Origin of the sequence: Rhizobium sp. PP-F2F-G48, assembly GCF_004342335.1 — a bacterium.
In the GTDB taxonomy this organism is placed as follows: Bacteria; Pseudomonadota; Alphaproteobacteria; order Rhizobiales; family Rhizobiaceae; genus Ferranicluibacter.
Window position 1 is genome coordinate 85,592 of record NZ_SLVH01000001.1, and the last position, 21,225, is coordinate 106,816.

At 64.0% G+C, this 21,225-nt stretch carries 18 protein-coding genes; 10 read left to right on the forward strand and 8 right to left on the reverse strand.

The genetic code is table 11. From position 1 onward, the window contains the following. Positions 1-94 precede the first annotated feature (94 nt). Entirely contained in the window at positions 95-883 is a 789-nt protein-coding gene (locus C8J36_RS00395) for a VOC family protein (protein ID WP_132531372.1), read from the forward strand. 136 nt (positions 884-1,019) lie between these two features. Here C8J36_RS00395 and C8J36_RS00400 read toward each other — a convergent pair whose 3' ends face one another. Continuing rightward, the gene (locus C8J36_RS00400) at positions 1,020-1,652 is read right to left on the reverse strand and encodes a LysE family translocator (RefSeq protein WP_132531375.1); all 633 of its coding nucleotides are present in this window, start codon (positions 1,650-1,652) and stop codon (positions 1,020-1,022) included. A gap of 123 nt (positions 1,653-1,775) precedes the next feature. Here C8J36_RS00400 and C8J36_RS00405 point away from each other — a divergent pair, with 123 nt between their 5' ends. After that, positions 1,776-2,084 carry a hypothetical protein gene (locus C8J36_RS00405; RefSeq protein WP_132531378.1) on the forward strand — a complete coding sequence of 103 codons (309 nt, stop codon included), beginning with the start codon at positions 1,776-1,778 and terminating at the stop codon, positions 2,082-2,084. Here C8J36_RS00405 and C8J36_RS00410 read toward each other — a convergent pair. From C8J36_RS00410 to C8J36_RS00420, 3 genes are all read right to left on the reverse strand, one after another. Then, complete coding sequence (locus tag C8J36_RS00410; RefSeq protein ID WP_062591780.1) at positions 2,062-2,817, reverse strand: amino acid ABC transporter ATP-binding protein; 756 nt, start codon at positions 2,815-2,817, stop codon at positions 2,062-2,064. The two genes, C8J36_RS00405 and C8J36_RS00410, sit on opposite strands and share 23 nt — an antisense overlap. Continuing rightward, positions 2,814-3,494 (reverse strand): amino acid ABC transporter permease, encoded by a 681-nt coding sequence (locus C8J36_RS00415; protein WP_132531381.1) that lies wholly within the window; start codon positions 3,492-3,494, stop codon positions 2,814-2,816. Before C8J36_RS00415 ends, C8J36_RS00410 begins: the two co-directional genes overlap by 4 nt. 135 nt (positions 3,495-3,629) lie before the next feature. Next, on the reverse strand, positions 3,630-4,403 hold the full coding sequence (locus C8J36_RS00420; RefSeq protein WP_132531384.1) for an amino acid ABC transporter substrate-binding protein: 774 nt from the start codon (positions 4,401-4,403) through the stop codon (positions 3,630-3,632). Between the two features lie 270 nt (positions 4,404-4,673). Here C8J36_RS00420 and C8J36_RS00425 point away from each other — a divergent pair, with 270 nt between their 5' ends. Both C8J36_RS00425 and C8J36_RS00435 read left to right on the forward strand, forming a co-directional pair. Then, the gene (locus C8J36_RS00425) at positions 4,674-6,410 is read left to right on the forward strand and encodes a PAS domain-containing methyl-accepting chemotaxis protein (RefSeq protein WP_132531387.1); all 1,737 of its coding nucleotides are present in this window, start codon (positions 4,674-4,676) and stop codon (positions 6,408-6,410) included. A 426-nt stretch (positions 6,411-6,836) separates the two neighbouring features. Next, positions 6,837-7,604 (forward strand): IS5 family transposase, encoded by a 768-nt coding sequence (locus tag C8J36_RS00435; RefSeq protein ID WP_207897449.1) that lies wholly within the window; start codon positions 6,837-6,839, stop codon positions 7,602-7,604. On the opposite strand, the gene C8J36_RS00440 is transcribed toward C8J36_RS00435, so the two are convergent. Next, a complete protein-coding gene (locus C8J36_RS00440) occupies positions 7,601-8,080 on the reverse strand; it encodes a MaoC family dehydratase (RefSeq protein ID WP_132531396.1) in 480 nt (159 codons plus the stop codon). The genes C8J36_RS00435 and C8J36_RS00440 overlap by 4 nt on opposite strands. 142 nt (positions 8,081-8,222) lie before the next feature. Next, positions 8,223-9,284: an SDR family oxidoreductase gene (locus C8J36_RS00445; RefSeq protein WP_132531399.1), complete on the reverse strand. Its 1,062-nt coding sequence runs from the start codon at positions 9,282-9,284 to the stop codon at positions 8,223-8,225. A 219-nt stretch (positions 9,285-9,503) separates the two neighbouring features. Here C8J36_RS00445 and C8J36_RS00450 point away from each other — a divergent pair, with 219 nt between their 5' ends. Further along, positions 9,504-11,201 carry an FAD/NAD(P)-binding protein gene (locus C8J36_RS00450; RefSeq protein WP_132531402.1) on the forward strand — a complete coding sequence of 566 codons (1,698 nt, stop codon included), beginning with the start codon at positions 9,504-9,506 and terminating at the stop codon, positions 11,199-11,201. A 21-nt stretch (positions 11,202-11,222) separates the two neighbouring features. On the opposite strand, the gene C8J36_RS00455 is transcribed toward C8J36_RS00450, so the two are convergent. Continuing rightward, positions 11,223-11,987, reverse strand: a complete 765-nt coding sequence (locus C8J36_RS00455) for an MOSC domain-containing protein (protein WP_165914906.1) — start codon at positions 11,985-11,987, stop codon at positions 11,223-11,225. Positions 11,988-12,298: 311 nt separating this feature from the next. On the opposite strand from C8J36_RS00455, the gene C8J36_RS00460 reads away from it, so the two are divergent. Continuing rightward, positions 12,299-14,404: an EAL domain-containing protein gene (locus C8J36_RS00460; protein WP_132531408.1), complete on the forward strand. Its 2,106-nt coding sequence runs from the start codon at positions 12,299-12,301 to the stop codon at positions 14,402-14,404. Here C8J36_RS00460 and C8J36_RS00465 read toward each other — a convergent pair. After that, positions 14,368-15,258, reverse strand: coding sequence for an SMP-30/gluconolactonase/LRE family protein (locus C8J36_RS00465; protein WP_132531411.1), 891 nt, complete (start codon positions 15,256-15,258; stop codon positions 14,368-14,370). The genes C8J36_RS00460 and C8J36_RS00465 overlap by 37 nt on opposite strands. Positions 15,259-15,354: 96 nt before the next feature. Between C8J36_RS00465 and C8J36_RS00470 the strand changes: the two genes are divergently transcribed. The 4 genes from C8J36_RS00470 to C8J36_RS00485 all read left to right on the forward strand — a co-directional run bounded on the left by C8J36_RS00470 (position 15,355) and on the right by C8J36_RS00485 (position 21,116). Beyond that, positions 15,355-15,798 (forward strand): ester cyclase, encoded by a 444-nt coding sequence (locus C8J36_RS00470; protein WP_132531414.1) that lies wholly within the window; start codon positions 15,355-15,357, stop codon positions 15,796-15,798. Next, positions 15,795-16,550: an SDR family oxidoreductase gene (locus C8J36_RS00475; protein WP_132531417.1), complete on the forward strand. Its 756-nt coding sequence runs from the start codon at positions 15,795-15,797 to the stop codon at positions 16,548-16,550. Before C8J36_RS00470 ends, C8J36_RS00475 begins: the two co-directional genes overlap by 4 nt. 141 nt (positions 16,551-16,691) lie before the next feature. Beyond that, positions 16,692-17,969 (forward strand): efflux RND transporter periplasmic adaptor subunit, encoded by a 1,278-nt coding sequence (locus tag C8J36_RS00480; protein WP_062591809.1) that lies wholly within the window; start codon positions 16,692-16,694, stop codon positions 17,967-17,969. 9 nt (positions 17,970-17,978) lie between these two features. Next, complete coding sequence (locus C8J36_RS00485; protein WP_132531420.1) at positions 17,979-21,116, forward strand: efflux RND transporter permease subunit; 3,138 nt, start codon at positions 17,979-17,981, stop codon at positions 21,114-21,116. The last annotated feature ends 109 nt before the right edge of the window (positions 21,117-21,225 follow it).

The window sequence follows — 21,225 nt, forward strand, 5'->3', positions numbered from 1 at the left end:
CTTACATAATTCTCGTCCTGCGTGTGGATTTGATCGTGACACAGAAGGATGCCATCATGCCCGTGCGAAGCACGATGAATGCGAAGAGGGCAGAATGTCGGAAGAGCATGGAAAATTCATCTGGACGGAACTGATGACGAACGATCGGGAGGCGGCGGGTGCGTTCTACCGCACGGTCGTCGGCTGGACCACGGTCGAAATGTCGGATTATGATTACACGGTTTTCGAGGCGGCCCGGCCGGATGGCGATGGGCGGGCCGGCATTGCCGGCATGATGCGCATACCGCCGGAGCTGCTGGCGGAAAACGTTCCGCCGAACTGGACGGCCTATGTGTCCGTTTCCGACTGCGATGCCACGGTGGCGAAGGTTGCGGCGCTCGGTGGCACGATCCGGCGGCCACCGGAAGATATCCCCGAGATCGGGCGTTTCGCCGTCATCGCCGATCCGCACGGGGCCGTGCTCTGTATCATGACGCCGGTGCCGATGGACGTTCCGCCGCGGCCGATCCCGCCGACGTCGCCCGGGCAGTTCGGTTGGTACGAGCTCTATGCCGATGTTTGCGAAGCCGCCTTTGCCTTCTATGCGGAGGTCTTCGGCTGGACGGTCGATCACGACATGGATATGGGCGAGCTTGGCATCTACAGGATCTTTGCCCATGACGGGCAGGTCGTCGGCGGCATGATGACCCGCATGCCGCAAATGCAGAAGGCATTCTGGGCCTCCTATATCACCGTCGACAGGCTCGACGCGGCCGTCTCCCGCCTCGTGTCCGGCGGCGGCAGCGTCCTCAACGGACCGATGGAGGTTCCGGGCCCGGCTTATATCGTCAACGCCGTCGATCCGCAGGGCGCGTTCTTCTCGCTGGTGGCAGCCGAGCGGTAGACGACGCCGGCGTCCGCGATATCGCTCAGGAATGGGGTCCGGACGTCGTTCCGTTCGGGCCTTTGCGGCCCTCGTCCAGCAGGGCCTGCGAGCGCGGTTTGGAGAGCGACGTCGTCATAAGCGTTCCGGACGCAGCTCAGCGCCGGGCTTCGGTCGCCATGCGCACGGCGAGACCGGCCAGCACCGTTCCCATGATCCAGCGCTGGACGGTGGCGAAACCCGGCTTGGCGATGAGGAATTTCGAGATCGAGCCGGCGGAGAAGGACATCGTGGCGTTCACCGCAACGCTGACGACGATCTGCACCGATCCAAGGACAAGCGCCTGAACGAGCACGCTGCCATTGCCGGGATGAATGAATTGCGGCAGCAGCGAGAGGTACATGACGGCGATCTTCGGATTGAGAACGCTGGTGGCGAAGCCCATGAGAAAAAGCTTTCGCGGGCTGTCCTTCGGCAGGTTCCGGACCTGAAAAGGGGACCCTCCACCGGGACGCACGGCCTGCCATGCGAGCCAGAGCAGGTAGATGGCGCCGGCAAAGCGCAAGGCGTCATAGGCATAGGGCACGGCGAGCATCAGGGCCGTGAGGCCGAAAGCGGCGCAGAGGAGATAGACGACGAAGCCGAGCGCGACGCCGCCAAGCGAGATCAGGCCGGCCGCGGGGCCCTGGCAGATCGACCGGGAGACGAGATAGACCATGTTCGGCCCCGGCGTCAGAGCCATGCCCAGAGCGATGAGCGCGAAGCCGATCAGGCTGTTGATATCCGGCATGCGCGCCTCCATGAGAGATGGGTTGCGGGACCGTAGACGCCGCGCCTTGCGAAGGGAAGACCTCCCACCGGGCTCTGTCCGCGTGCTACCTTGGGCACGGGATGTACGGGAGACACGGGAAACATGCCTGCATTGGGCGCGCTTTGGCGGGGGGAGATCGACGCCGTCGAATTTCATGTCGATGGCGGCTACCGCTTCGTCGTGCATCGCAACGTGTTTCGAACGCTGCGCGGATCGTCTGCGGCCGGGGATGTCTGCGTCGCGTTCGCCGAGGCGCATGGGGATGCGTTTCTCGCGGCCGCCGCCGCGCGCATCGCGTCTGCGCCATCGGAAACGACCCGCGCATTCCATCTCAACAGCCGGCAGGTTCGACGCGCCATGGAGGGCGCGCCGGGCATGGATTCGGGTCTTACAGAACCTGGGCCGCGCTGATCGACGAGACGAACTGGCGGGTGCGCTGGTGTTGCGGCGTGTCGAAGACCGTCCGCGCCGGGCCCGCCTCGACGATATCGCCGGCCTGGAGGAAGATGACCTGATCGGCAAGCCGGGAGGCGAGGCGCAGATCATGCGTTGCCATGACCATGGTGGTGCCTTCGCGTGCCAGCGTTCCCAGCACGTCCACCACTTCGGCCGCAAGCTCCGGATCGAGTGCCGAGGTCGGCTCGTCGCAGAGCAGGACGCGCGGCGAGGGGGCGAGCGCCCGGGCGATCGCCACGCGCTGCTGTTGCCCGCCCGAAAGCGTGGCCGGCCAGGCCTCCGCCTTTTCCGCCATGCCGACTTTCGTCAGAAGCTCCATCGCGCGGGTGCGGGCTTTGTCGGCCGGCCATTTCAGCACGGTGGTCAGGCTCTCCATCACGTTTTCGATGGCGGTGCGATGCGGGAAGAGCTGGAAATTCTGGAACACCATGCCGGTCTGCTGGCGGATCTTCTGGATGTCGTGCCAGCCCGGCTTCTTGCCCTTTTCGAAACGCGTTTCCTCGCTGCCGATGCGAATGGCGCCGGCGCTCGGGATTTCGAGCAGGTTGATACAGCGCAGCAGGGTGCTCTTGCCGCCGCCCGAGGGGCCGATCAGCGCGGTCACGCTGCCTTCGGGGATCGTCAGGTTGATGTCCTTCAGGATCACGGCATCGCCGAAGCGCTTTTCGATGTGGCGAAGCTCGATCATCGGTTGGACTCCATCATGCCGCCATAGCGCGCGAACCGCCGCTCCAGCCGCACCTGCAGCGAGGACAGAACCGAACTCAGCGCGAGGTAGATCAGCGCCGCCTCGATATAGAGGATCAGGGGTTCGTAGGTCGTGGCGACGATCCGCTGGGCCGACTGGAACAGTTCGGGCACGGTGATCGCCGCCGCGAGAGAGGTGTCCTTGACCAGCGAAATGAACGTGTTCGACAGCGGCGGCACCGCCACGCGCGCCGCCTGCGGCAGGATGGTGCGACGCATCGCCTGGTTCCAGGTCATGCCGATCGAATAGGCCGCTTCCCACTGGCCCTTGGGAACCGAGGAGATGACAGCCCGGATGATTTCGGAACTATAGGCGCCGACATTCAGCGTGAAGCCGATCAGTGCTGCGGGAAAGGCATCGAGCAGGATGCCGATGCTTGGCAGGCCGTAGAAGATCACGAACAGCTGGACGAGGAGCGGCGTTCCCCGGATGACCCAGACATAGAAGCGGGCGATCAGGGCGAGCGGCGTCGGCGCGAACAGGCGCGTCACGGCCGTGATCAGCCCGAGGATCGCGCCGAGGAGAAAGGAAAGGAGGGTGAGGGGGACCGTAAACTTCGCACCCGCCCACAGAAGCGTGGGGAGCGAATCGATCATGAGTTGCAGCCAGTGCGGCACGTTATCTCCTCAACGGCGCCATGCCGAAACAAGCATGTCCGGCGAACCCCCAAGGGTTCGCCGGACATGCTTTCCGTGTGTAAGATCGCATTGCCGGCCGGCGAAGCAAAGAGGCTTTGCCGGAAAAGGCGGTGTTTAGCGCGAGACGTCCTGGCCGAAATATTTGTCGGAGATCGTCTTGTAGGTCCCGTCGGCCTTGATGTCGGCCAGGGCCTTGTTGATTGCGGCGAGAAGTTCCGGCTCGCCCTTGCGGATGATGATGCCGGAGTAATCGGCATTTTCCTGTTCCGCGGCAATCTTCACCGGCGCGTCCGGCTTCTGCTTCTTGAAGTCGAGGAAGGACAGGCTGTCATTGACCGTCGCGTCGGCCCGGCGCGTCAGCACCAGCTGGATCGACTGGTCGAAACCGTCGGTGCCGACCAGTTCGGCGCCGGCGCTCTGGGCGATCTTGCCAAAATTGCTGCTCAGCGACTGTGCCGAGGTCTTGCCCTTCAGGTCGGCGAAACCCTTGATGTCGTCATTGTCCTGACGGACGATCAGCACGGCCTTGGAGGCGATATAGGGCTCGGAGAAGTCGTACTTCTGCTTGCGCGCGTCGGTGATGCCGACCTGGTTGATGACGGTATCATAGCGCCCGGCGTCGATGCCGGCGATCAGCCCGTCCCATTTGCCTTCGATGAACTCCGCCTTGACGCCGAGCTTGGCGGCCACGGCCTCGCCGATCTCGACGTCGAAGCCCACAAGCTTGCCGCCGGCATCGTGGAAGGTGAAGGGCGCGTAGGTTCCTTCCGTGCCGATCTTCAGCACGCCGGCCGTCTTGATGGCCGAAAGGTTCTCGCCGGCCAGCGCCGGTGCAAGGGCAGCGGCCTGGAGAATGGCGGCGGTGGCGATGGTCTTGAGCCAGTTCATGGTGTCTTGCATCCTTCTGAAGCGATGTCGGTCGTCTCGGCACGATGGCCGGCCAAGCTCTCTCATCGCAGGAAATAGGCGCGATGGATTGAAAGAAAACTGCGAATGAAACGGGCAAATGCGAAAATCTTGCTCTTTCCACCGGCACAATGGGGCGGCAGGTAGCGAAGTTTCCCTATTCCGGTATGTTAGGCAAAGCTTTCTTTACGATTATGTCGGATTTTGACAATTCACCGCGCCGGTTTGGCCGGCAGCACTTCGGAGAAGCCCATGCGTCCCCTGTCCCAGTCTCTCGGCTTCGATGCGAAGTCGGTTCTTCATGCCATCAGCCAGTCGCAGGCGATCATCGAGTTCGACCTGACGGGCCGGATTCTGAGCGCGAACGACAATTTCTGCCAGGCGCTGGGCTATGGCCTCTCCGAGATCGTCGGCCGCCATCACAGCATGTTCGTCTCCCCGGAGGAAGCCGCGTCCGCCGCGTATCGGGACTTCTGGGCCGCGCTTGCCGGCGGGATGTTCCAGCGGCAGCAATACAAGCGCCTGGCCAAGGGCGGCCGCGAGGTCTGGATCGAGGCGTCGTACAATCCGGTCAAGCGGAACGGCAGGCCCTACAAGGTGGTGAAGATCGCGACCGAGATCACGGCATCCAAGATACAGAGCGCGGAGGATGGCGGCAAGCTCATGGCGCTGTCGCGGGCGCAGGCCATCATCGAATTCACGCCGCAGGGCGAGATCCTGCGCGCGAACGACAATTTCCTGTCCGCCCTCGGCTACGACCTGTCCGAGATCGCGGGGCGGCATCACGCGATGTTCTGCGATCCGGCCTATGCCGCATCGCCCGAATACAAGGCGTTCTGGGAGGACCTGCGCCGCGGCACCTTCGTGACGGACCAGTTCCTGCGCATCGGCAAGGGTGGCAAGCGGGTCTTCATTCAGGCCTCCTACAATCCGATCTTCGACGATGCCGGACGGGTCTTCAAGGTGGTGAAGTTCGCGATCGACGTCACGGACCGCATGCATGCCGTCGAGGAACTCGGCGCGGCGCTGGAGCGCCTGTCCCAGTGCAATATCCGCATCACGCTCGACGAGCCCTTCGTCGGCGAGTTCGACAGCCTGCGCCGCGACTTCAACACGTCGATCGGCGAGTTCCAGAAGACGCTGACGAACGTGCTCGGCCAGACCCGCGCGCTGAACGACAGCAGCCAGGAGATGCGCCAGGCGGCCGAGAGCCTTGCCGAGCGGTCGCAGCAGCAGGCGGCGGCCCTGGAAGAGACGTCGGCCGCGCTGGACGAGGTTACGGCAACGGTAAACTCCTCGACCGAGAATACGCAGGAGACGCGCACGCTGGTGCAGAATGCGCGCGTTTCGACCGGTGCGTCGGCGGCGGTGGTCGAGGAAACGGTGACGGCCATGCAGCGGATCGAGCAGGCCTCGCGCGAGATCAGCCAGATCATCGGCGTGATCGACGAGATCGCCTTCCAGACCAATCTTCTGGCGCTGAATGCCGGCGTCGAGGCAGCCCGCGCCGGCGAGGCCGGCAAGGGTTTTGCCGTCGTCGCTCAGGAGGTGCGCGAGCTTGCCCAGCGCTCGGCCAAGGCGGCCAAGGAGATCAAGGTGCTGATCACCAATTCCGGCAAGGAGGTGCTGGAAGGCGTCCGTCTCGTCGGCAAGACCGGCGACGCGCTGAAGGAGATCGACGTCTTCGTGCGCCGGATCGACCAGAATGTCGACGCGATCGCCACCGCGGCGAAGGAACAGTCGGTCGGCCTGCGCGAGATCAACAGGGCGGTCAACGATCTCGACCGGATGACGCAGGAAAATGCGGCCATGAGCGAGCGGACCACCGATATCAGCCGGGCCCTGGCCGACGGGGCCGACGCCCTGGCCGCGCTGGTGAGCGTCTTCAAGCTCAACCGACGCACCGCCCAGCGCGCGCCGGACGCATCGGACTTGTCGCGTCATCCGCAGACGGAGGCAAGGCCCGGGCAGAGGAGCTTTGCCGCTTAAGGCGCGATGTCACCATTGGGCAGGGGCAGGACGTGCCATCCCGCTCCGGCGAAGAAGAGCTAGGCCGTGAACTCATTAACCCGCTTTGCTATCGGTTTCTGGGAACCGTTTTCCCGTTGAATCGAAGTGTTGTGCGGTTGTGCTGTCGGTCACGTCGTAGATGTAGAGGGTTACGGGGCACCGGGCTTCGTTCGCCCAGTTGATGGCCTCTTGAACAGACACATTGTCTCGCCGGTCATAATCGATCACGGCAAGCGGGGATATCTCCTCCGCCTGATCGGCATCGATACAGCTATTATCGTGCTCTGTGGCTTCAATGATGGCGTTCACCCGCTTCCATCTATACGGGCGCGTCCGGTAATCGATAACATTCCAGATCATGAAATCTGCGCTTTGTGTCGCGCCAGTAAGATGATTCAACGAGGCATGAGCCGATATGACCTTACCGATTTTGAATGGCGAGCGATAGAGCCGATCCTGCCCAATAAACCGAGGGGTGTGCCTCGCGTTGATGATAGGCGTGTATTGAATGGGATTTTCTGGGTGTTGCGATCCGGTGTCCCTTGGCGCGATGTGCCAGAACGATATGGCCCCTATACCACCTGCTACAATCGCTTTCGACGCTGGATGAAGGCTGGAATCTGGGACAAGTTGATGGATGCGGTCACGAGCCCGCGAAATGATAGTATCAGGATGATCGACGGAACTTCGATTCGGGTTCATCATTTGGCGGCAACGCTGAAAGAGGATCATCAAGATCGCTGTCTTGGACGAAGTCGGGGTGGCCTTACAACGAAAATCCATGCCGTTACGGACGGCAAAGGACTGCCAATCAAGATTGCCATTACACCTGATCAGGCCCACGACCTAACGGTAGCTAGGGAGCTACTCAATGATATTCCCGCTGGCGGGATGCTGCTTGCTGACAAAGCCTATGATGCAGATTGGCTACGCGCAGAGTTGAGAAGCAGGCACTCTTGGGGAAACATTCCGCCAAAATCTAACCGAAAGAGACCAGTCGTCTTCAGCCCGTGGCTTTACAAAAAACGAAACCTTATCGAGCGCTTCTTCAATAAGCTGAAATGTTACCGACGGATCGCAACCCGCTATGACAAGTTAGGCGTCACCTTTCTTGCCATGGCCAAGCTGGCTTGTGTTCGCCTCACTCTTCGCCATAACGAGTCCACGGCCTAGTTCGTTTCCATATGCGTCTCCGTCGCCGGGCGGCGGAAGACGAGGAGGCTTGCCGTCAGGGTCTGCACGACACCACCATCCTGGTTCAGCGTCCGGCTGTGCGTGACGACGGTGCCGCGGTCGGGCTTCGAGCGGGACGGGGTGATCTCGACGATCTCGCCTTCGACGCGCAGCCGGTCGCCCGGGCGGGTCGGCAGCGGCCAGGCCAGCTCGCAGCGGGTGCCGATGAGGCCGCCGTCGAAGGGCAGGCTTTCCACGATGAGCCGCATGGTCAGCGCCGCTGTGTGCCAGCCGCTGGCGGCGAGACCGCCGAACAGCGTCAACCGCGCGGCCGCGTCATCCAGATGGAAGGGCTGCGGATCGAACTGGCCGGCAAAGCTGCGGATCTCCTCTGCCGTGACCGCGACGGTCTCGCTCGTAAACGCCATGCCGATCGCGAGATCGTCCAGAAAGAGACGCGGTTTCTGCTGGTTCATGTCGGTCCTCCCAGACCTCCGCCATCCCTCCATCAGGGATGCCTCATGTTTTCCCTAGCAGCACCGGGCGGCGCGGACAATGCTCGACGCCCGGTGCTGCCCTGGTGCTGCCCTGGTGCTGTTTGTCGAGCGTTCTGCGCGTTCAGGGGATCAGGCGCTCGCTGCGCAATTCGTCGAACAGGCTGACGAAGGCATCGTCCGTCGGCTGGTAGACGGTGAACCCCATGCGGCGGCTCTTCGACATGTCGGTGACGACCTCGATCGGCCGGCCGAGGTCGGCATCCGTGTGCCAGGGCGAAATCAGCCGGTCGATGTCGTGCTCCACGAGGTTCTCCCGCTCGGCGATCCTGCGCCAGATCGCCGCGTCATCGGCCATCTGCGTCTCCAGCGGTTGGACCGTGCCGTCGAACGGCGCGGCCTCGATGCCGAAGGAGCCGGCGATGCGCTGCCACATCCAGCTCCAGCGGAAGACGTCGCCGTTGACGACGTTGAAGGCCTCGTTAGCCGCTTCCGGCGTCGTGGAGGCCCAGAGCATGTGGCGGGCGAGCACGGTCGCGCTCGTCATGTCGGTGAGGCCGTTCCACTGGGTTTCCACGCCCGGGAAGCGGAACGGGCGCCCGGTCTCGCGGCAGATCGCGGCATAGACGGCCAGCGTCGTTCCCATGTTCATCGCATTGCCGACCGCTTTGCCGATGATGGTGTGGGGGCGGTGGACGCTCCAGTTGAAGCCGTCGCGGCCGGCGGCCGAAAACACCTCGTCCTCCTGCGCATAATAGAAGTTCTCGATATCGAGCCGGTCCTGCTCCTCTCGAAACGGCGTCTGCGGCAGCGTGCCTTTTCCATAGGCCTCGAACGGCCCGAGATAGTGCTTGAGCCCGGTGACGAGCGCGACGTGGCGCACGCTTTTTGCCGGCCGCACGGCATCGAGAAGGTTGCGCACCATGGCCGCGTTCATCCGGATGTTCTCGGCCTCCGTCGGCTGGCGCAGCCAGCTGGCGATGAAGACATGGGTCGGGGCGACATCGGCCAGAGCAGCAGCCAGCGAGGCCGGATCGAGAAGATCGGCGGCAAGCGGGGTGACGTTTTGCTGGCGGCCGGGTTTGCGGGCGAGCCCGGTGACCGTCCAGCCGGCCTCGGCCAGGACCTTCGCCGTGGCGCTTCCGACCACGCCGCTGGCGCCTACGATCAAAGCCTTGTTTTGCATGTGCAGTCTCCTTGCGTTCACGCCGGACATAGGCATCCCTTCCTTTCTGTCCACCCGCCCTATCTTGTGGAGGATGCGCACCGTACGGCAGGGCGCCACCTCTTCTGGAACATTCCCTGCGGCGTCTGGTTAGCTGTCGTCCCGGACCTCGGCCGTGACATCGGGCCTCATCGCCCGTCGGACGTCCTTCTTTCACAACCGTCGAGTTCCGGTGTTTTCATGACAATCAAAATTGCGATTATCGGGTCTGGGCCGACCGGCATCTACACGCTGCACGGCCTCGTCTCCTCCCTGCAGCCGCTCGACATCACGGTGTTCGAAAGCGAAGCCGATCCGGGCAAGGGGACGCCCTACCATCCCGATATCAACGACCAGGCGATGCTCGCCAATATCGCCAGCATCGAGCTGCCGCCGATCTACGAGACGCTCGTCACCTGGCTCCGCCGTCAGCCGGATGCGGAGCTCGAGCGCATGAACGTGACGCGCAGCGCCATCGCCGAACGTTCCTTCTATCCGCGCATCGTGCTCGGCGAGTTTTTCCAGGACCAGTTCCGTCAATGCGTGATCGAAGGCCGGAAGGCCGGACATGTCATCGAGATCAAGGCGCTGCATCGGGTCGATGATATCGATCTTCACCCCGCCGACATCGCCGTTACCGCCACCGGTCCGGAGGGCGAAAAGCACTATGCTTTCGACCATGTGGTGATGGCGACGGGCCATGACTGGCCGGAGACGACCGAAACGCGCCCCGGCTATTTCATGTCGCCCTGGCCGGCACCGGTGCTGAAGACCATTCCGCCGGGCCGGGTCGGCATTCTCGGCACGTCTTTGAGTGCTATCGATGCACTGATCTCGGTCGCAACCGCGCATGGGGCGTTCTATCTCGATGCCGCGGGATCGCTCGAATATTTCCCGTCGCCCGGAACGGAGGCGTTCGCCGCCGCGCTGATGTCGCGCAAGGGCGTGCTGCCGGAAGCGGATTTCTATTGTCCCTATCCGTATCTACCGCTGTCGATCTGCACGCCGGAGACGGTGGATGCGCTGGTTGCCAGCGGCCGGGGCGATCTGCTCGATCCGATCTTCGACCTTTTCCGTGCCGAGCTGCTCGCGGCCGATCCGGCCTATGCCGCGCGGATCGGACTGGGGATGCTGACGGTGGAGACGCTGGCGCCGGCCTATTTCGCAGACCGGGAGAGGGCCGACGCCTTCGTCTGGGCGGCCGCGAACCTTGCGGAAGCCGAGAAGAACGAGCTTGAACAGCACACGATCGGCTGGCGCTACGCGATCCTGCGGATGCATGAGGTCATCGCGCGGGCCGTGCCGCATTTCAACGAGGACGATCTGAAGCGCTTCCACAAGCACTTCAAGACCGTGTTCATCGACGATTACGCGACCGTGCCGCACCAGTCGATCCGGCGCTTGCTGGCGCTGCGGCGTGCCGGAAAGCTGGAGGTGCTTCGCCTCGGCCGGGACTCCGATATCGACAATGAAAGCGTCCAGCGCGGCGCCGTCGTTCTGTTCGACGGCCGCAGGGAGGTGTTCGATTCCTTCATCGATGCGACGGGGCAGCATACGCTTTCAGCCCGCGATATCCCGTTCCCGAGCCTCGTCCAGCACGGTTTCGTGCGCAAGGCGACGACGCCCGTTTCGTCCGTGCTGATCGACATGCCGGATGCACCGGCCGTGGTGCGCACGGGAGGGGTGGATCTCGACGATGTCTTCCGTCCGATCCTGGAGGCGCCTGTCAACCGCAACCTCTACTGCGTGTCGATCGCTTTCCTGCTGCACAAGCTGCCCTTCATTCAGGGCATCACCAGTGCTCACGAACTCGGTGGCATCGTCTCCACGGCCATCCTCAGTGACGTGAACGGCGAACGGTCGGGCGGCCTGATCGGGTTCGATATGAACGCGGCGTAGCGCGTCGACCGCGGACACGGCTCACGGGTCGATCCACACCTCGTCGCCGACGGTCACGCGACCGGGGGCGGCGATGTCGGCATAGACGCCGAGATTGCGCCGGTTGCCGCGCAGGATATGGCGCAGGACGTCCGGCTGTTCCGGCAGGCCGGGTTGGGAGACGAGCGTCATGCCGCACCGCTTCGTGCCTTCGCTCACGCGGATCTCCAGCGTGCCGATGACGACGCGGCGTCCGATCCAGTCGTTCTCGACGAAACCCGGTCCGGTCTCGGTGTCGATCAGGAGATCCGGCCGGAACCGGCGTGCGTCCAGCGCCAAGGCGGGATCGCTGGCGCGGATGGCGTCGATCGAGGCGGTGGTGAGGATGTGGAGCGGGCTTGCCGTGTAGCGCGGCGCGATGACGGGCCAGCTTCGGCCTGTGCCCCGCGTTTCCGCGAGACCGACGGAAAAGCCGAAATGGTCGGACAGGCGCTTGTCCATGTCCGGCGCATCGGCCGCCAGAAACGCGCCGTCGGGAAAACCGATTTCCGCCATGCCGTCCGGCCGCAGGCGCGAGACGAGGTGGAGGGCCTTGCGCCAGCGCGGGCTCGATTCCGGTGCCGCGGGCTCGCGGGTTTCCGGATCGAAGAGCAGGAAGGCGCGATTGCCGGCAACGCCAGCGGTCGGATGGTCGAGGCCGCCCGACGCATCGTCCGCCCCCGCGATGTCGAGACAGTCCACGCGCTCCCCGCCGAGCGAACTGACGGGATAGCGCCAGAGTTCGGCGATACGTCCAACGAAATGCAAAGGATGCGGTCTCCCGGCCATGGTGAGGGATGCAGAGCGAGCGAGATCTGCCGATGCGTCCGTCGAGGGAATGCGCCCGGCTGCCGCAGGTTCCCATGAGGAGCGGAGAAGCTTGCCAAGGCGATCTGGGATAATGTTTTTCCGTCCTGACCGCCGTTTCATGTTGAGGCAGAGATCGCTTTTGGGAGTCTTTTCTAATAATATGCACAAAATTGCGGCGTCTGCTTAATCCTTGGACTTTCTATCATTCTGTATTCATTCAGCTTTCACTGATATTTCTATCGTTTGACCACAAGGTTCGGGATATCTCGATGGTAAGCGTTTTGGGAGCATCTGCGCGACTGCCTGTGGAGACGGATGACTTTCGCATGTTGTTCCAGACACATCCTTCGCCGATGTGGATCTACGACCCGCGCACTTACCGGTTTCTCACCGTCAACGACGCGGCGGTCGCGCTCTACGGTTACGGCCGGCAGGCCTACGACCGGATGACCGTTCTCGACATCCGTCCCCCGTGGGAGCGCCAGCGGATGATCGAAGCCGTCACGGCGCGCAGCGACGTCGATCGGGCCGAACGGTGGACGCATCTGAAGGCCGACGGAACGGCGCTCGACGTGCTGACCTATGGCCGCGAATTGCAGTTCGAAGGGCGGCAGGCGATCCTCGCCATCGTCCAGGACCGCACGGAGGTGAATGCCGCCCGCCAGAAGACCGACGAAACGCGGACCCTGCTCGACAGCATCATCGAGAACCTGCCGGTTGCGGTCTTCGTCAAGGACATGGCGGATGACGGGCGTTACGTGCTCTTCAATGCGGCCTGCAGTGTCGCATTCGGCACGCCGCCCGAAGAGATCGCCGGGAAAACCGACCGCAGCATCTTTCCCGCGCGCCAGGTGGAGCTGTTTCGCGAACAGGACCGGCGGGCTTTCGAGACGGAGGGAACGCTGACCTTCGAGGAGACCATCGAGGATCTCGCCGGCACCACGCGCATTCTGCACACCGCCAAGCGCACCTTGCCCGCCAGCAACGGAGAGCGCCTGCGCTACGTGCTCGGCATTTCCCAGGATGTGACCGAAGAGCGCAAGATCGAAGCCCGGCTTGCCTTCATGGCGATGCACGATTCCCTGAGCGGCCTTGCGAACCGGGCCCATTTCAGCGATCACATCCGGCGTGCAGCCCGCCTTGCGACGGCGGACGCGCCGGTGGCGCTGCTCTATCTCGATATCGATCATTTCAAGAACATCAACGACAGCCGGGGACATGCCGCAGGCGATGCCCTGCTGTGCCAGGTCGCCGACCGATTGCTGTCCATCGTGCGGGCGGGCGATTTCGTGGCGCGGCTCGGCGGCGACGAGTTCGCCATCGTGCTGCAGCTTCAGGATGGCCGCTCGGCGGAGGAGGTGGCCGACCGGCTGCTGGCGGAGCTTCGTCGGCCGTTCGACCTCGACGGTATCGCCGAGCACGTCACCTGCAGCATCGGTATCGCCTGCGCGCCGGATCACTCGACCGACGACGACGGACTGATGCGGGATGCCGATCTCGCGCTCTATGCGGCCAAGGAAGGCGGGCGCTCGACCTTCCGTGTCTTTCGTCCCGAAATGCGGCTGAGAGCCGAGCGGCGTCACGAGATGACGCTGGCGCTGCATCGCGCGCTGGAGGAGGGGCAGTTCGAGCTTTACTACCAGCCGATCTACCGGATCGAGGGGACGGAGCTTGCCGGTTTCGAGGCGCTGATCCGCTGGAACCATCCGGAGCGGGGGCTGGTCGCGCCGCTCGACTTCATTCCCGTCGCCGAGGAAACCGGGCTGATCGTGCCGATCGGCGAATGGGTGCTGAACGAGGCGTGCCGCACGGCCGCGCTCTGGCCGGCCCATCTGCGGGTTGCGGTCAATCTTTCCGTTTCGCAGTTTCGCGACGCCTCTTTGCTGGAGACGATGCGCGCGGCGATCGACATCAGCGGCCTTGCGCCCGAGAGGCTGGAAATCGAGATCACGGAATCGGTGTTTCTGTCCGACGTCGGGCAAAGCCTGCCGCTCCTGCGCGCGATGAAGGCGCTGGGGTTGCGCATCGCCATCGACGATTTCGGCACCGGCTATTCCTCGCTTTCCTATCTGCGCGCTTTCGCCTTCGACAAGATCAAGCTCGACCAGAGCTTCGTGTCGAGCATCGAGACGGATGCCGGCAGCCTTGCCATCATCCGCGCCGTCGTCGGCATCGGCTCCGGCTTCAACGCCACGACGCTGGCCGAGGGCGTGGAGAGCGAAGAGCAGTTGCAGGCGCTCCGCCGCGAAGGATTCGGCGAAGTGCAGGGCTATTTCCTCGGCCGTCCCCGCCCGCGCGGCGAGACCGAGGCGGTGATCCGGGCATCTGAGGTGGATCGTCAGAGCGCGCCGTTGCGGTTGAGAGCGACGACGTAGAGGCTTGTCGTCGCCGTGATGAACAGGCGATGGCGCTCGCGGCCGCCGAAGCAGAGATTGGACGCCCGCTCCGGCAGGAGGATGCGGCCCATCAGATGCCCGTCCGGCGCGATGCAGTGTACGCCATCGCCGGCGGACGACCAGACATTGCCCTCGCTGTCGAGCCGGATGCCGTCCGCAGCCCCCGGCGAAATGACATGGAAGACCGCGCCGCCCGAGAGCCGGCCGTCCTCGGCGACATCGAAGGCGCGGATATGGCAGGGGTCGTCGCTGTGCGGCAGGCCGGTATCGGCGACGTAGAGCCGGCGTTCGTCCGGACTGAAGGCCAGGCCGTTCGGCGAGCGAAAATCGGTGAGCATCGCGCGGATCTCGCCCGAGGGATCGACCCGGTAGACGTTGCAGGGCAGTTCCTGCGCGCTGCGGTGGCCCTCGTAATCGCTGAAGATGCCGTAGATCGGATCGGTGAACCAGATGGCACCGTCGGAGGCGACGATGACGTCGTTCGGGGAGTTCAGGCGCTTTCCTTCGAACCGGTCGGCGATGACGGTGATCCCGCCGTCATATTCCGTTCGCGTCACCCGGCGCGTCCCGTGTTCGCAGGTGATCAGGCGGCCTTGGCGGTCGCGCGTCTGGCCGTTGGAGAAATTCGACGGCGCGCGGAAGGTGGACAGGCCGCCATCCGGCGACCAGCGCAGGATGCGGTCGTTGGGAATATCGGAAAACAACAGGCAATTGAGGTCGCCGAACCAGACCGGGCCCTCGACCCAGTCGAAGCCGGTTGCCAGCTGCTTCACCGGCCCATTGCCGAAGACATAGGTCGAAAACACGGGATCGATGGCTTCGAAAAACGACATGGTGCTCTAACTCCTCTCGCGCAAGCGCTCTCGCCGTGCCCCTCACGGGCTCTCCCGACCGCGCTCCCTCTCATCTGGGACATAGCGGAGATTGCCATGACGGGCACCGATCTTTCGAGACTGTATCGCGACTATATCGACTGTCTCAACCGGCAGGACTGGAACGCGCTGTCGCAGTTCGTCGGCGAGGACGTCCGGCACAATGGCCGGCCGCTCGGCCTTGCCGGTTACAGGACGATGCTGGAGACGGATTTTCGGGAGATCCCGGATCTCGCCTTCCGGATCGTCCAGCTGGTCGCCGATCCCCCCGTCATCGCCAGCCGGCTTGCGTTCGACTGCACGCCCATCGGCGCCTTCATGGGGCTGCCGGTGAACGGTCGGACCGTCCGGTTCACGGAACACGTCTTCTATGCCTATCGCGACGGCAGGATCGCGGAGGTCTGGTCGGTGATCGACACGGCGGAGATCGAGGCGCAGCTGTCCTCCGCTCCGGAAACAGTCCAGTCGCGTTCGACCCGTGAGACGGAGATCCAGTCATGAGCCTTGCCCTTTTCGATCTCACTGGACGTCGCGCGCTGGTCACCGGGTCTTCGCAAGGCATCGGGCTGGCGCTTGCGCGGGGGCTGCAGGCCGCCGGTGCGCAGGTGGTGCTCAACGGGCGCGATGCGGCAAAGCTGAAGGCTGCGGCTGCGGCCGTGCCAAAAGCCCTCAGCCTCGTCTTCGACGCGACCGATCACCATGCGGTGCGGGCGGCGATCGATGGGTTCGAGGCAGAGGTCGGGCCGATCGACATTCTCGTCAACAATGCCGGCATGCAGCATCGGGCGCCGCTCGAAGACTTTCCGCCGGAGGCCTTCGAGCGATTGCTGCAGACGAATATCGCCAGTGTCTTCCATGTGGGGCAGGCGGTGGCGCGGCATATGATCGCGCGTGGCGCCGGCAAGATCGTCAATATCGCCAGCGTGCAGAGCGCGCTCGCACGTCCCTCGATCGCGCCGTATACGGCGACGAAGGGGGCTGTGGCGAACCTCACCAAGGGCATGGCGACGGACTGGGCGCGCTACGGGCTCCAGTGCAATGCGATCGCGCCCGGCTATTTCGAGACGCCGCTGAACGCAGCCCTGGTCGCGGACCCGGACTTCTCGGCCTGGCTCGGCAAGCGCACGCCGGCCGGGCGATGGGGGCAGGTGGACGAACTGGTCGGCGCCTGCGTGTTCCTGTCGTCCGCCGCATCCTCTTTCGTCAACGGCCATGTTCTCTATGTCGATGGCGGCATCACCGCCTCCCTCTGAGACCTTCCGGCTGCGTGTTGGACGCGCCAAAACGCCTCAATCGAAAAAATATCAGGATCTGCTGAAGATTGCCGCAATCATGGGGATGTCTGGCGTGGGGTTCGGCCTATGTCCGTTCCGTCGCCTCCGGAGATTTCCCACGTGTCCCATATCCGCCATGTCCTGCCCGCGGTCCTGTTCGGTGCGCTCTTCGCCCTTGCCGGATGCAACGAGAAGACCGAGCAGAAGCCTGCGAACGCGCCGGCGGTGAAGCCCGAGGTCAGCGTGATGACGCTGCACCCGACCTCCGTCGCCATCACGGCGCTTCTGCCGGGACGCACGGCCGCATCGCTGATCGCCGAAGTCCGGCCGCAGGTCGGCGGGATCGTGCGCAAGCGCAATTTCCAGGAGGGCGGATCGGTCAAGGAAGGCGATGTGCTCTACGAGATCGACCCCGCGACCTATCAGGCGGCCTATGACAGCGCGGTCGCGGCCGTCGCCAAGGCGAACGGCGCGGTGCCGAGCGCGCAGGCGAAGGTCGATCGCTATAAGGGCCTCAGCCGCAGCGATGCGGTGAGTCAGCAGGATCTCGACGAGGCGCAGGGCGCCCTGGCGCAGGCCAATGCCGATGTCGCCTCGGCGAAGGCGGCGCTTGAGACGGCCCGCATCAACCTCGATTACACCAAGATCCGTGCGCCGATCGGCGGTCGCGTCGGGGCGTCCACGGTTACGGTCGGGGCACTGGTGACCGCCGACCAGACGACGTCGCTGACCACGATCCGCCAGATCGACCCGATCAATGTCGATGTGACCCAATCGAGCGCCAACCTCCTGAAGTTGCGGCGCGCCATCGAGGACGGGCGCCTGAAGACGACGGGCGCCAATGTCAGCGTCAAGCTGAAGCTGGAGGACGGCTCCGACTATGACCGGACCGGCCGGATCGAGTTTCTCGACGCGGCCGTCGAGGAGACCACGGGCTCGGTCACCGTCAGGGCGGAGTTTCCCAATCCCCAGCAACTGCTCCTGCCAGGCGTCTATGTCCGCGCCATGATTCAGGAGGGCATCCGTCAGAACAGCTATCTGGTGCCGCAGCGCGCCGTGTCGCGCAACACCAAGGGCGAGGCAACGGCCTTGTTCGTCTCCCCGGAGGGAAAGGTGGAGCAGCGCGTGCTGACGGTCGATCGCAGCATCGGCAACAGCTGGCTGGTCGCCGAGGGCATCAAGGACGGCGAGAACGTCGTGGTCGAGGGGGGCCAGCGCGTGCGTGCCGGCCAGGACGTGACGACATCGAACGTCATCGTCAACGACGCCACCGGCGAACTCGAACAGGCCCAGCAGACCGGAGGGCCGGCACCCGTCAAGGCCGAGGCCGGTTCGACGGCCGCCGCGCCGGCGAAAGAGGCCTCCGCTGCTCCCGTCCTGCCTGCTGCAAAGAATTGAGGTCGGCCCATGTCGCGTTTCTTCATCGACAGGCCGATCTTCGCCTGGGTCATTTCCATCTGCATCATGCTGGCGGGCGTCCTCGCCATCACCACGCTGTCGATCTCGCAATATCCGCAGATCGCCCCGACCTCGGTGCGCATCAGCGCCAACTATGCCGGGGCAGACGCGCAGACGGTCGAGAACTCGGTGACCAAGGTCATCGAGCAGGGGATGACCGGGATCGACAATCTCGACTATATGACCTCGACCTCGCAATCGACGGGTTCGGCGACGATCTCGCTCACCTTCACCAATGCCGCCGACCCGGATGTCGCGCAGATGCAGGTGCAGAACAAGCTCCAGCTCGTGGAATCGCAGCTGCCGCAAAGCGTGCAGTCGAGCGGCATCACGGTCGCCAAGGCCTCCACCGGCTTCCTGATGGTCGTCGCCCTGGTCTCCACCGATAACAGCCTCTCCTCGCTCGACCTGTCCGATTACATCGACAGCACGCTCAACGACACGATCAAGCGCGTGCCCGGCGTCGGCGACACGCGCATCTTCGGATCCGGCTATGCGATGCGCATCTGGCTCGATCCCGCCAAGCTGGTGAAGTACAGCCTGATGGCGAGCGACGTTTCGAGCGCCATCGAGGCGCAGAACACGCAGGTTTCGGCCGGGCAGCTCGGCGGCCTGCCGCAGCGCCAGGGCCAGCAACTGAATGCGACCGTGACCGCCAAGAGCCGGCTGCAGACACCCGAGCAGTTCGAGAACATCATTATCAAGAGCCTTCCCGACGGTTCGCTCGTCCGTCTGAACGACGTCGCCCGCGTCGAGCTCGGCGCCGAGAGCTACGACACGTCCGGCATGTACAATGGCAAGAACGCCTCCGGCCTCGGCATCTATCTCGCCGCCAACGCCAATGCGCTGGACACGGCAGAGGCCGTGACGACCGCCATCGACAATCTGCGCGAAACGCTGCCGCAGAATGTCGAGGTCGCCTATGCCAACGACACCACGCCCTTCGTCCGGCTGTCGATCAAGGATGTGATCAAGACGCTGATCGAGGCGATCGTGCTGGTCTTCGTGGTCATGCTGGTGTTTCTCCAGAGTCTTCGTGCCACGCTCATACCGACGCTCGCGGTGCCCGTCGTCCTGCTCGGCACGTTCGGGGTGCTCTCCGCCTTCGGCTACTCGATCAATACGCTCACCATGTTCGCCATGGTGCTGGCCATCGGGCTTCTGGTCGACGATGCCATCGTCGTCGTCGAGAATGTCGAGCGCATCATGGAGGAGGAGGGGCTGGAGCCGCGCGAGGCGACCATCAAGTCCATGAACGAGATCACGGGCGCGCTGGTCGGCATCGCCACGGTGCTGTCGGCCGTCTTCATTCCGATGGCGTTCTTCTCCGGCTCGGTCGGCATCATCTATCGGCAGTTCTCGGTGACGATCGTCTCGGCCATGGTCCTGTCCGTCGTCGTGGCGCTGACGCTGACGCCGGCGCTGTGCGCGACCCTTTTGAAGAAGCCGAAGGGGGGGGCGAAGAAAAAGGGGCTTTCCGGGGTCTTCAACCGGGGTTTCGACCGCACGACCAATGGCTATCAGCGCAGCATTTCCGGCATGATCCGCCGGCCATTCGCCTTCCTCCTCGTGTTCTTCCTCATCATCGGCGCCGTCGTCTATCTCTTCAACCGGCTGCCGAGCTCGTTCCTGCCGGAGGAAGACCAGGGCATCCTCATCACCAGCGTCCAGCTGCCGCCGGGCGCCACGCAGGACCGCACCATCAAGGTCATGCGGCAGGTGACGGATTACTACCTCAATCAGGAGAAGGCCTATGTCGACGGCGTGTTCGGTGCTGCGGGCTTCGGCTTCGGCGGACAAGGACAGAATGTCGGCCTCACCTTCGTGCGGCTGAAGGGTTTCGATCAGCGGAGCGATCCCAATGGCAGTGCGTCCGCCATCGTCGCCCGGGCGCGAAAAGCCTTCTCGAAAATCCAGGACGGGTCCGTTACCGCGCTTGCGCCACCCGCCATTCCGGGCTTCGGCAACTCCGGCGGCTTCGACGTCTATCTCCAGGACATCAACGGCGAAGGGCATGAGGCGCTGATCGCGATGCGCAACAAGCTGCTGGCCGCCGCCGGGCAGAGCCCGCTCTTGCAGGGAACCCGGCCGAACGGGCAGGAGGACCAGACGCAATATCAGGTGAACATCGACCAGGAAAAGGCAAGCGCCCTCAATCTCGGCCTGTCCGATATCGATACGACCTTGTCCACGGCCTGGGGCGGGAAATACATCAACGATTTCATCGATCGCGGACGGGTGAAGCCGGTCTATCTGCAAGGTGACCAGAATTTCCGCATGCAGCCGGAAGACTTCGACACCTGGTATGTCCGCAACTCCGACAACGGCATGGTGCCGTTCTCCGCCTTTGCGAGCGGCAGCTGGTCGTTCGGCTCGCCGCGTCTCGAGCGCTATAACGGCTCGTCCGCGGTGGAGATCCAGGGCTCGGCCGCACCCGGCGTCAGTTCCGGCGACGCCATGAATGTCATCGATACGATCATGGCGGAGCAGGGCGCGGGCTTTGCCCATGAATGGACCGGGCTCTCGGCGCAGGAGCGGCTGTCGGGCAGTCAGGCAACGCAATTGTACCTGATCTCCGGCCTCGTCGTGTTCCTCGCGCTCGCCGCGCTCTACGAGAGCTGGTCTATTCCCTTCGCCGTCATGCTCGCCGTGCCGATCGGCATTTTCGGGGCGCTGTTTGCCGCCACCATCATGGGGGAATCCAACGACGTCTATTTCAAGGTCGGTCTTCTGACGACCATAGGGCTCGCGGCGAAGAATGCGATCCTGATCGTCGAATTCGCCATGGAGGAGCAGGCCCAGGGCAAGGATCTCGTCTCGGCGACGATGGAAGCGTCCCGCCAGCGCCTTCGACCGATCCTGATGACCTCGCTCGCCTTCATCCTCGGCGTGACGCCGCTGGCGATTGCGAGCGGCGCCGGTTCGGGCGCGCAGAACTCGATCGGCATCGGTGTCATGGGCGGCATGATCGCGGCGACCTTTATCGGGATCTTCTTCATTCCGCTGCTGTTCGTCACCGTGCGCCGCATCTTCAAGGGCCGCCAGCCCAAGCCCGGCGCGGAAGCGCCGGCGCCGGCCGCGACGTAGTGTCCCAAGCCGCGCGTCGCAGGGCATCAAGCGCGTTGGCGAAAAGCAGGCGGCTGGCCGCCGACGGACCGATAGATCCGCATGCGGGACATCCTGCCGCTGCGGCCTT

Bases quoted from the DNA above. Each gene is read 5' to 3' on its own strand.
- C8J36_RS00475 (WP_132531417.1), top strand. From the start codon at position 15,795: ATGAGCCTTGCCCTTTTCGATCTCACTGGACGTCGCGCGCTGGTCACC.
- C8J36_RS00425 (WP_132531387.1), top strand. From the start codon at position 4,674: ATGCGTCCCCTGTCCCAGTCTCTCGGCTTCGATGCGAAGTCGGTTCTT.
- C8J36_RS00460 (WP_132531408.1), top strand. From the start codon at position 12,299: ATGGTAAGCGTTTTGGGAGCATCTGCGCGACTGCCTGTGGAGACGGAT.
- C8J36_RS00420 (WP_132531384.1), bottom strand. From the start codon at position 4,403: ATGAACTGGCTCAAGACCATCGCCACCGCCGCCATTCTCCAGGCCGCT.
- C8J36_RS00410 (WP_062591780.1), bottom strand. From the start codon at position 2,817: ATGATCGAGCTTCGCCACATCGAAAAGCGCTTCGGCGATGCCGTGATC.
- C8J36_RS00450 (WP_132531402.1), top strand. From the start codon at position 9,504: ATGACAATCAAAATTGCGATTATCGGGTCTGGGCCGACCGGCATCTAC.
- C8J36_RS00465 (WP_132531411.1), bottom strand. From the start codon at position 15,258: ATGTCGTTTTTCGAAGCCATCGATCCCGTGTTTTCGACCTATGTCTTC.
- C8J36_RS00400 (WP_132531375.1), bottom strand. From the start codon at position 1,652: ATGCCGGATATCAACAGCCTGATCGGCTTCGCGCTCATCGCTCTGGGC.
- C8J36_RS00435 (WP_207897449.1), top strand. From the start codon at position 6,837: ATGAGCCGATATGACCTTACCGATTTTGAATGGCGAGCGATAGAGCCG.
- C8J36_RS00470 (WP_132531414.1), top strand. From the start codon at position 15,355: ATGACGGGCACCGATCTTTCGAGACTGTATCGCGACTATATCGACTGT.
- C8J36_RS00445 (WP_132531399.1), bottom strand. From the start codon at position 9,284: ATGCAAAACAAGGCTTTGATCGTAGGCGCCAGCGGCGTGGTCGGAAGC.
- C8J36_RS00485 (WP_132531420.1), top strand. From the start codon at position 17,979: ATGTCGCGTTTCTTCATCGACAGGCCGATCTTCGCCTGGGTCATTTCC.
- C8J36_RS00440 (WP_132531396.1), bottom strand. From the start codon at position 8,080: ATGAACCAGCAGAAACCGCGTCTCTTTCTGGACGATCTCGCGATCGGC.
- C8J36_RS00395 (WP_132531372.1), top strand. From the start codon at position 95: ATGTCGGAAGAGCATGGAAAATTCATCTGGACGGAACTGATGACGAAC.
- C8J36_RS00405 (WP_132531378.1), top strand. From the start codon at position 1,776: ATGCCTGCATTGGGCGCGCTTTGGCGGGGGGAGATCGACGCCGTCGAA.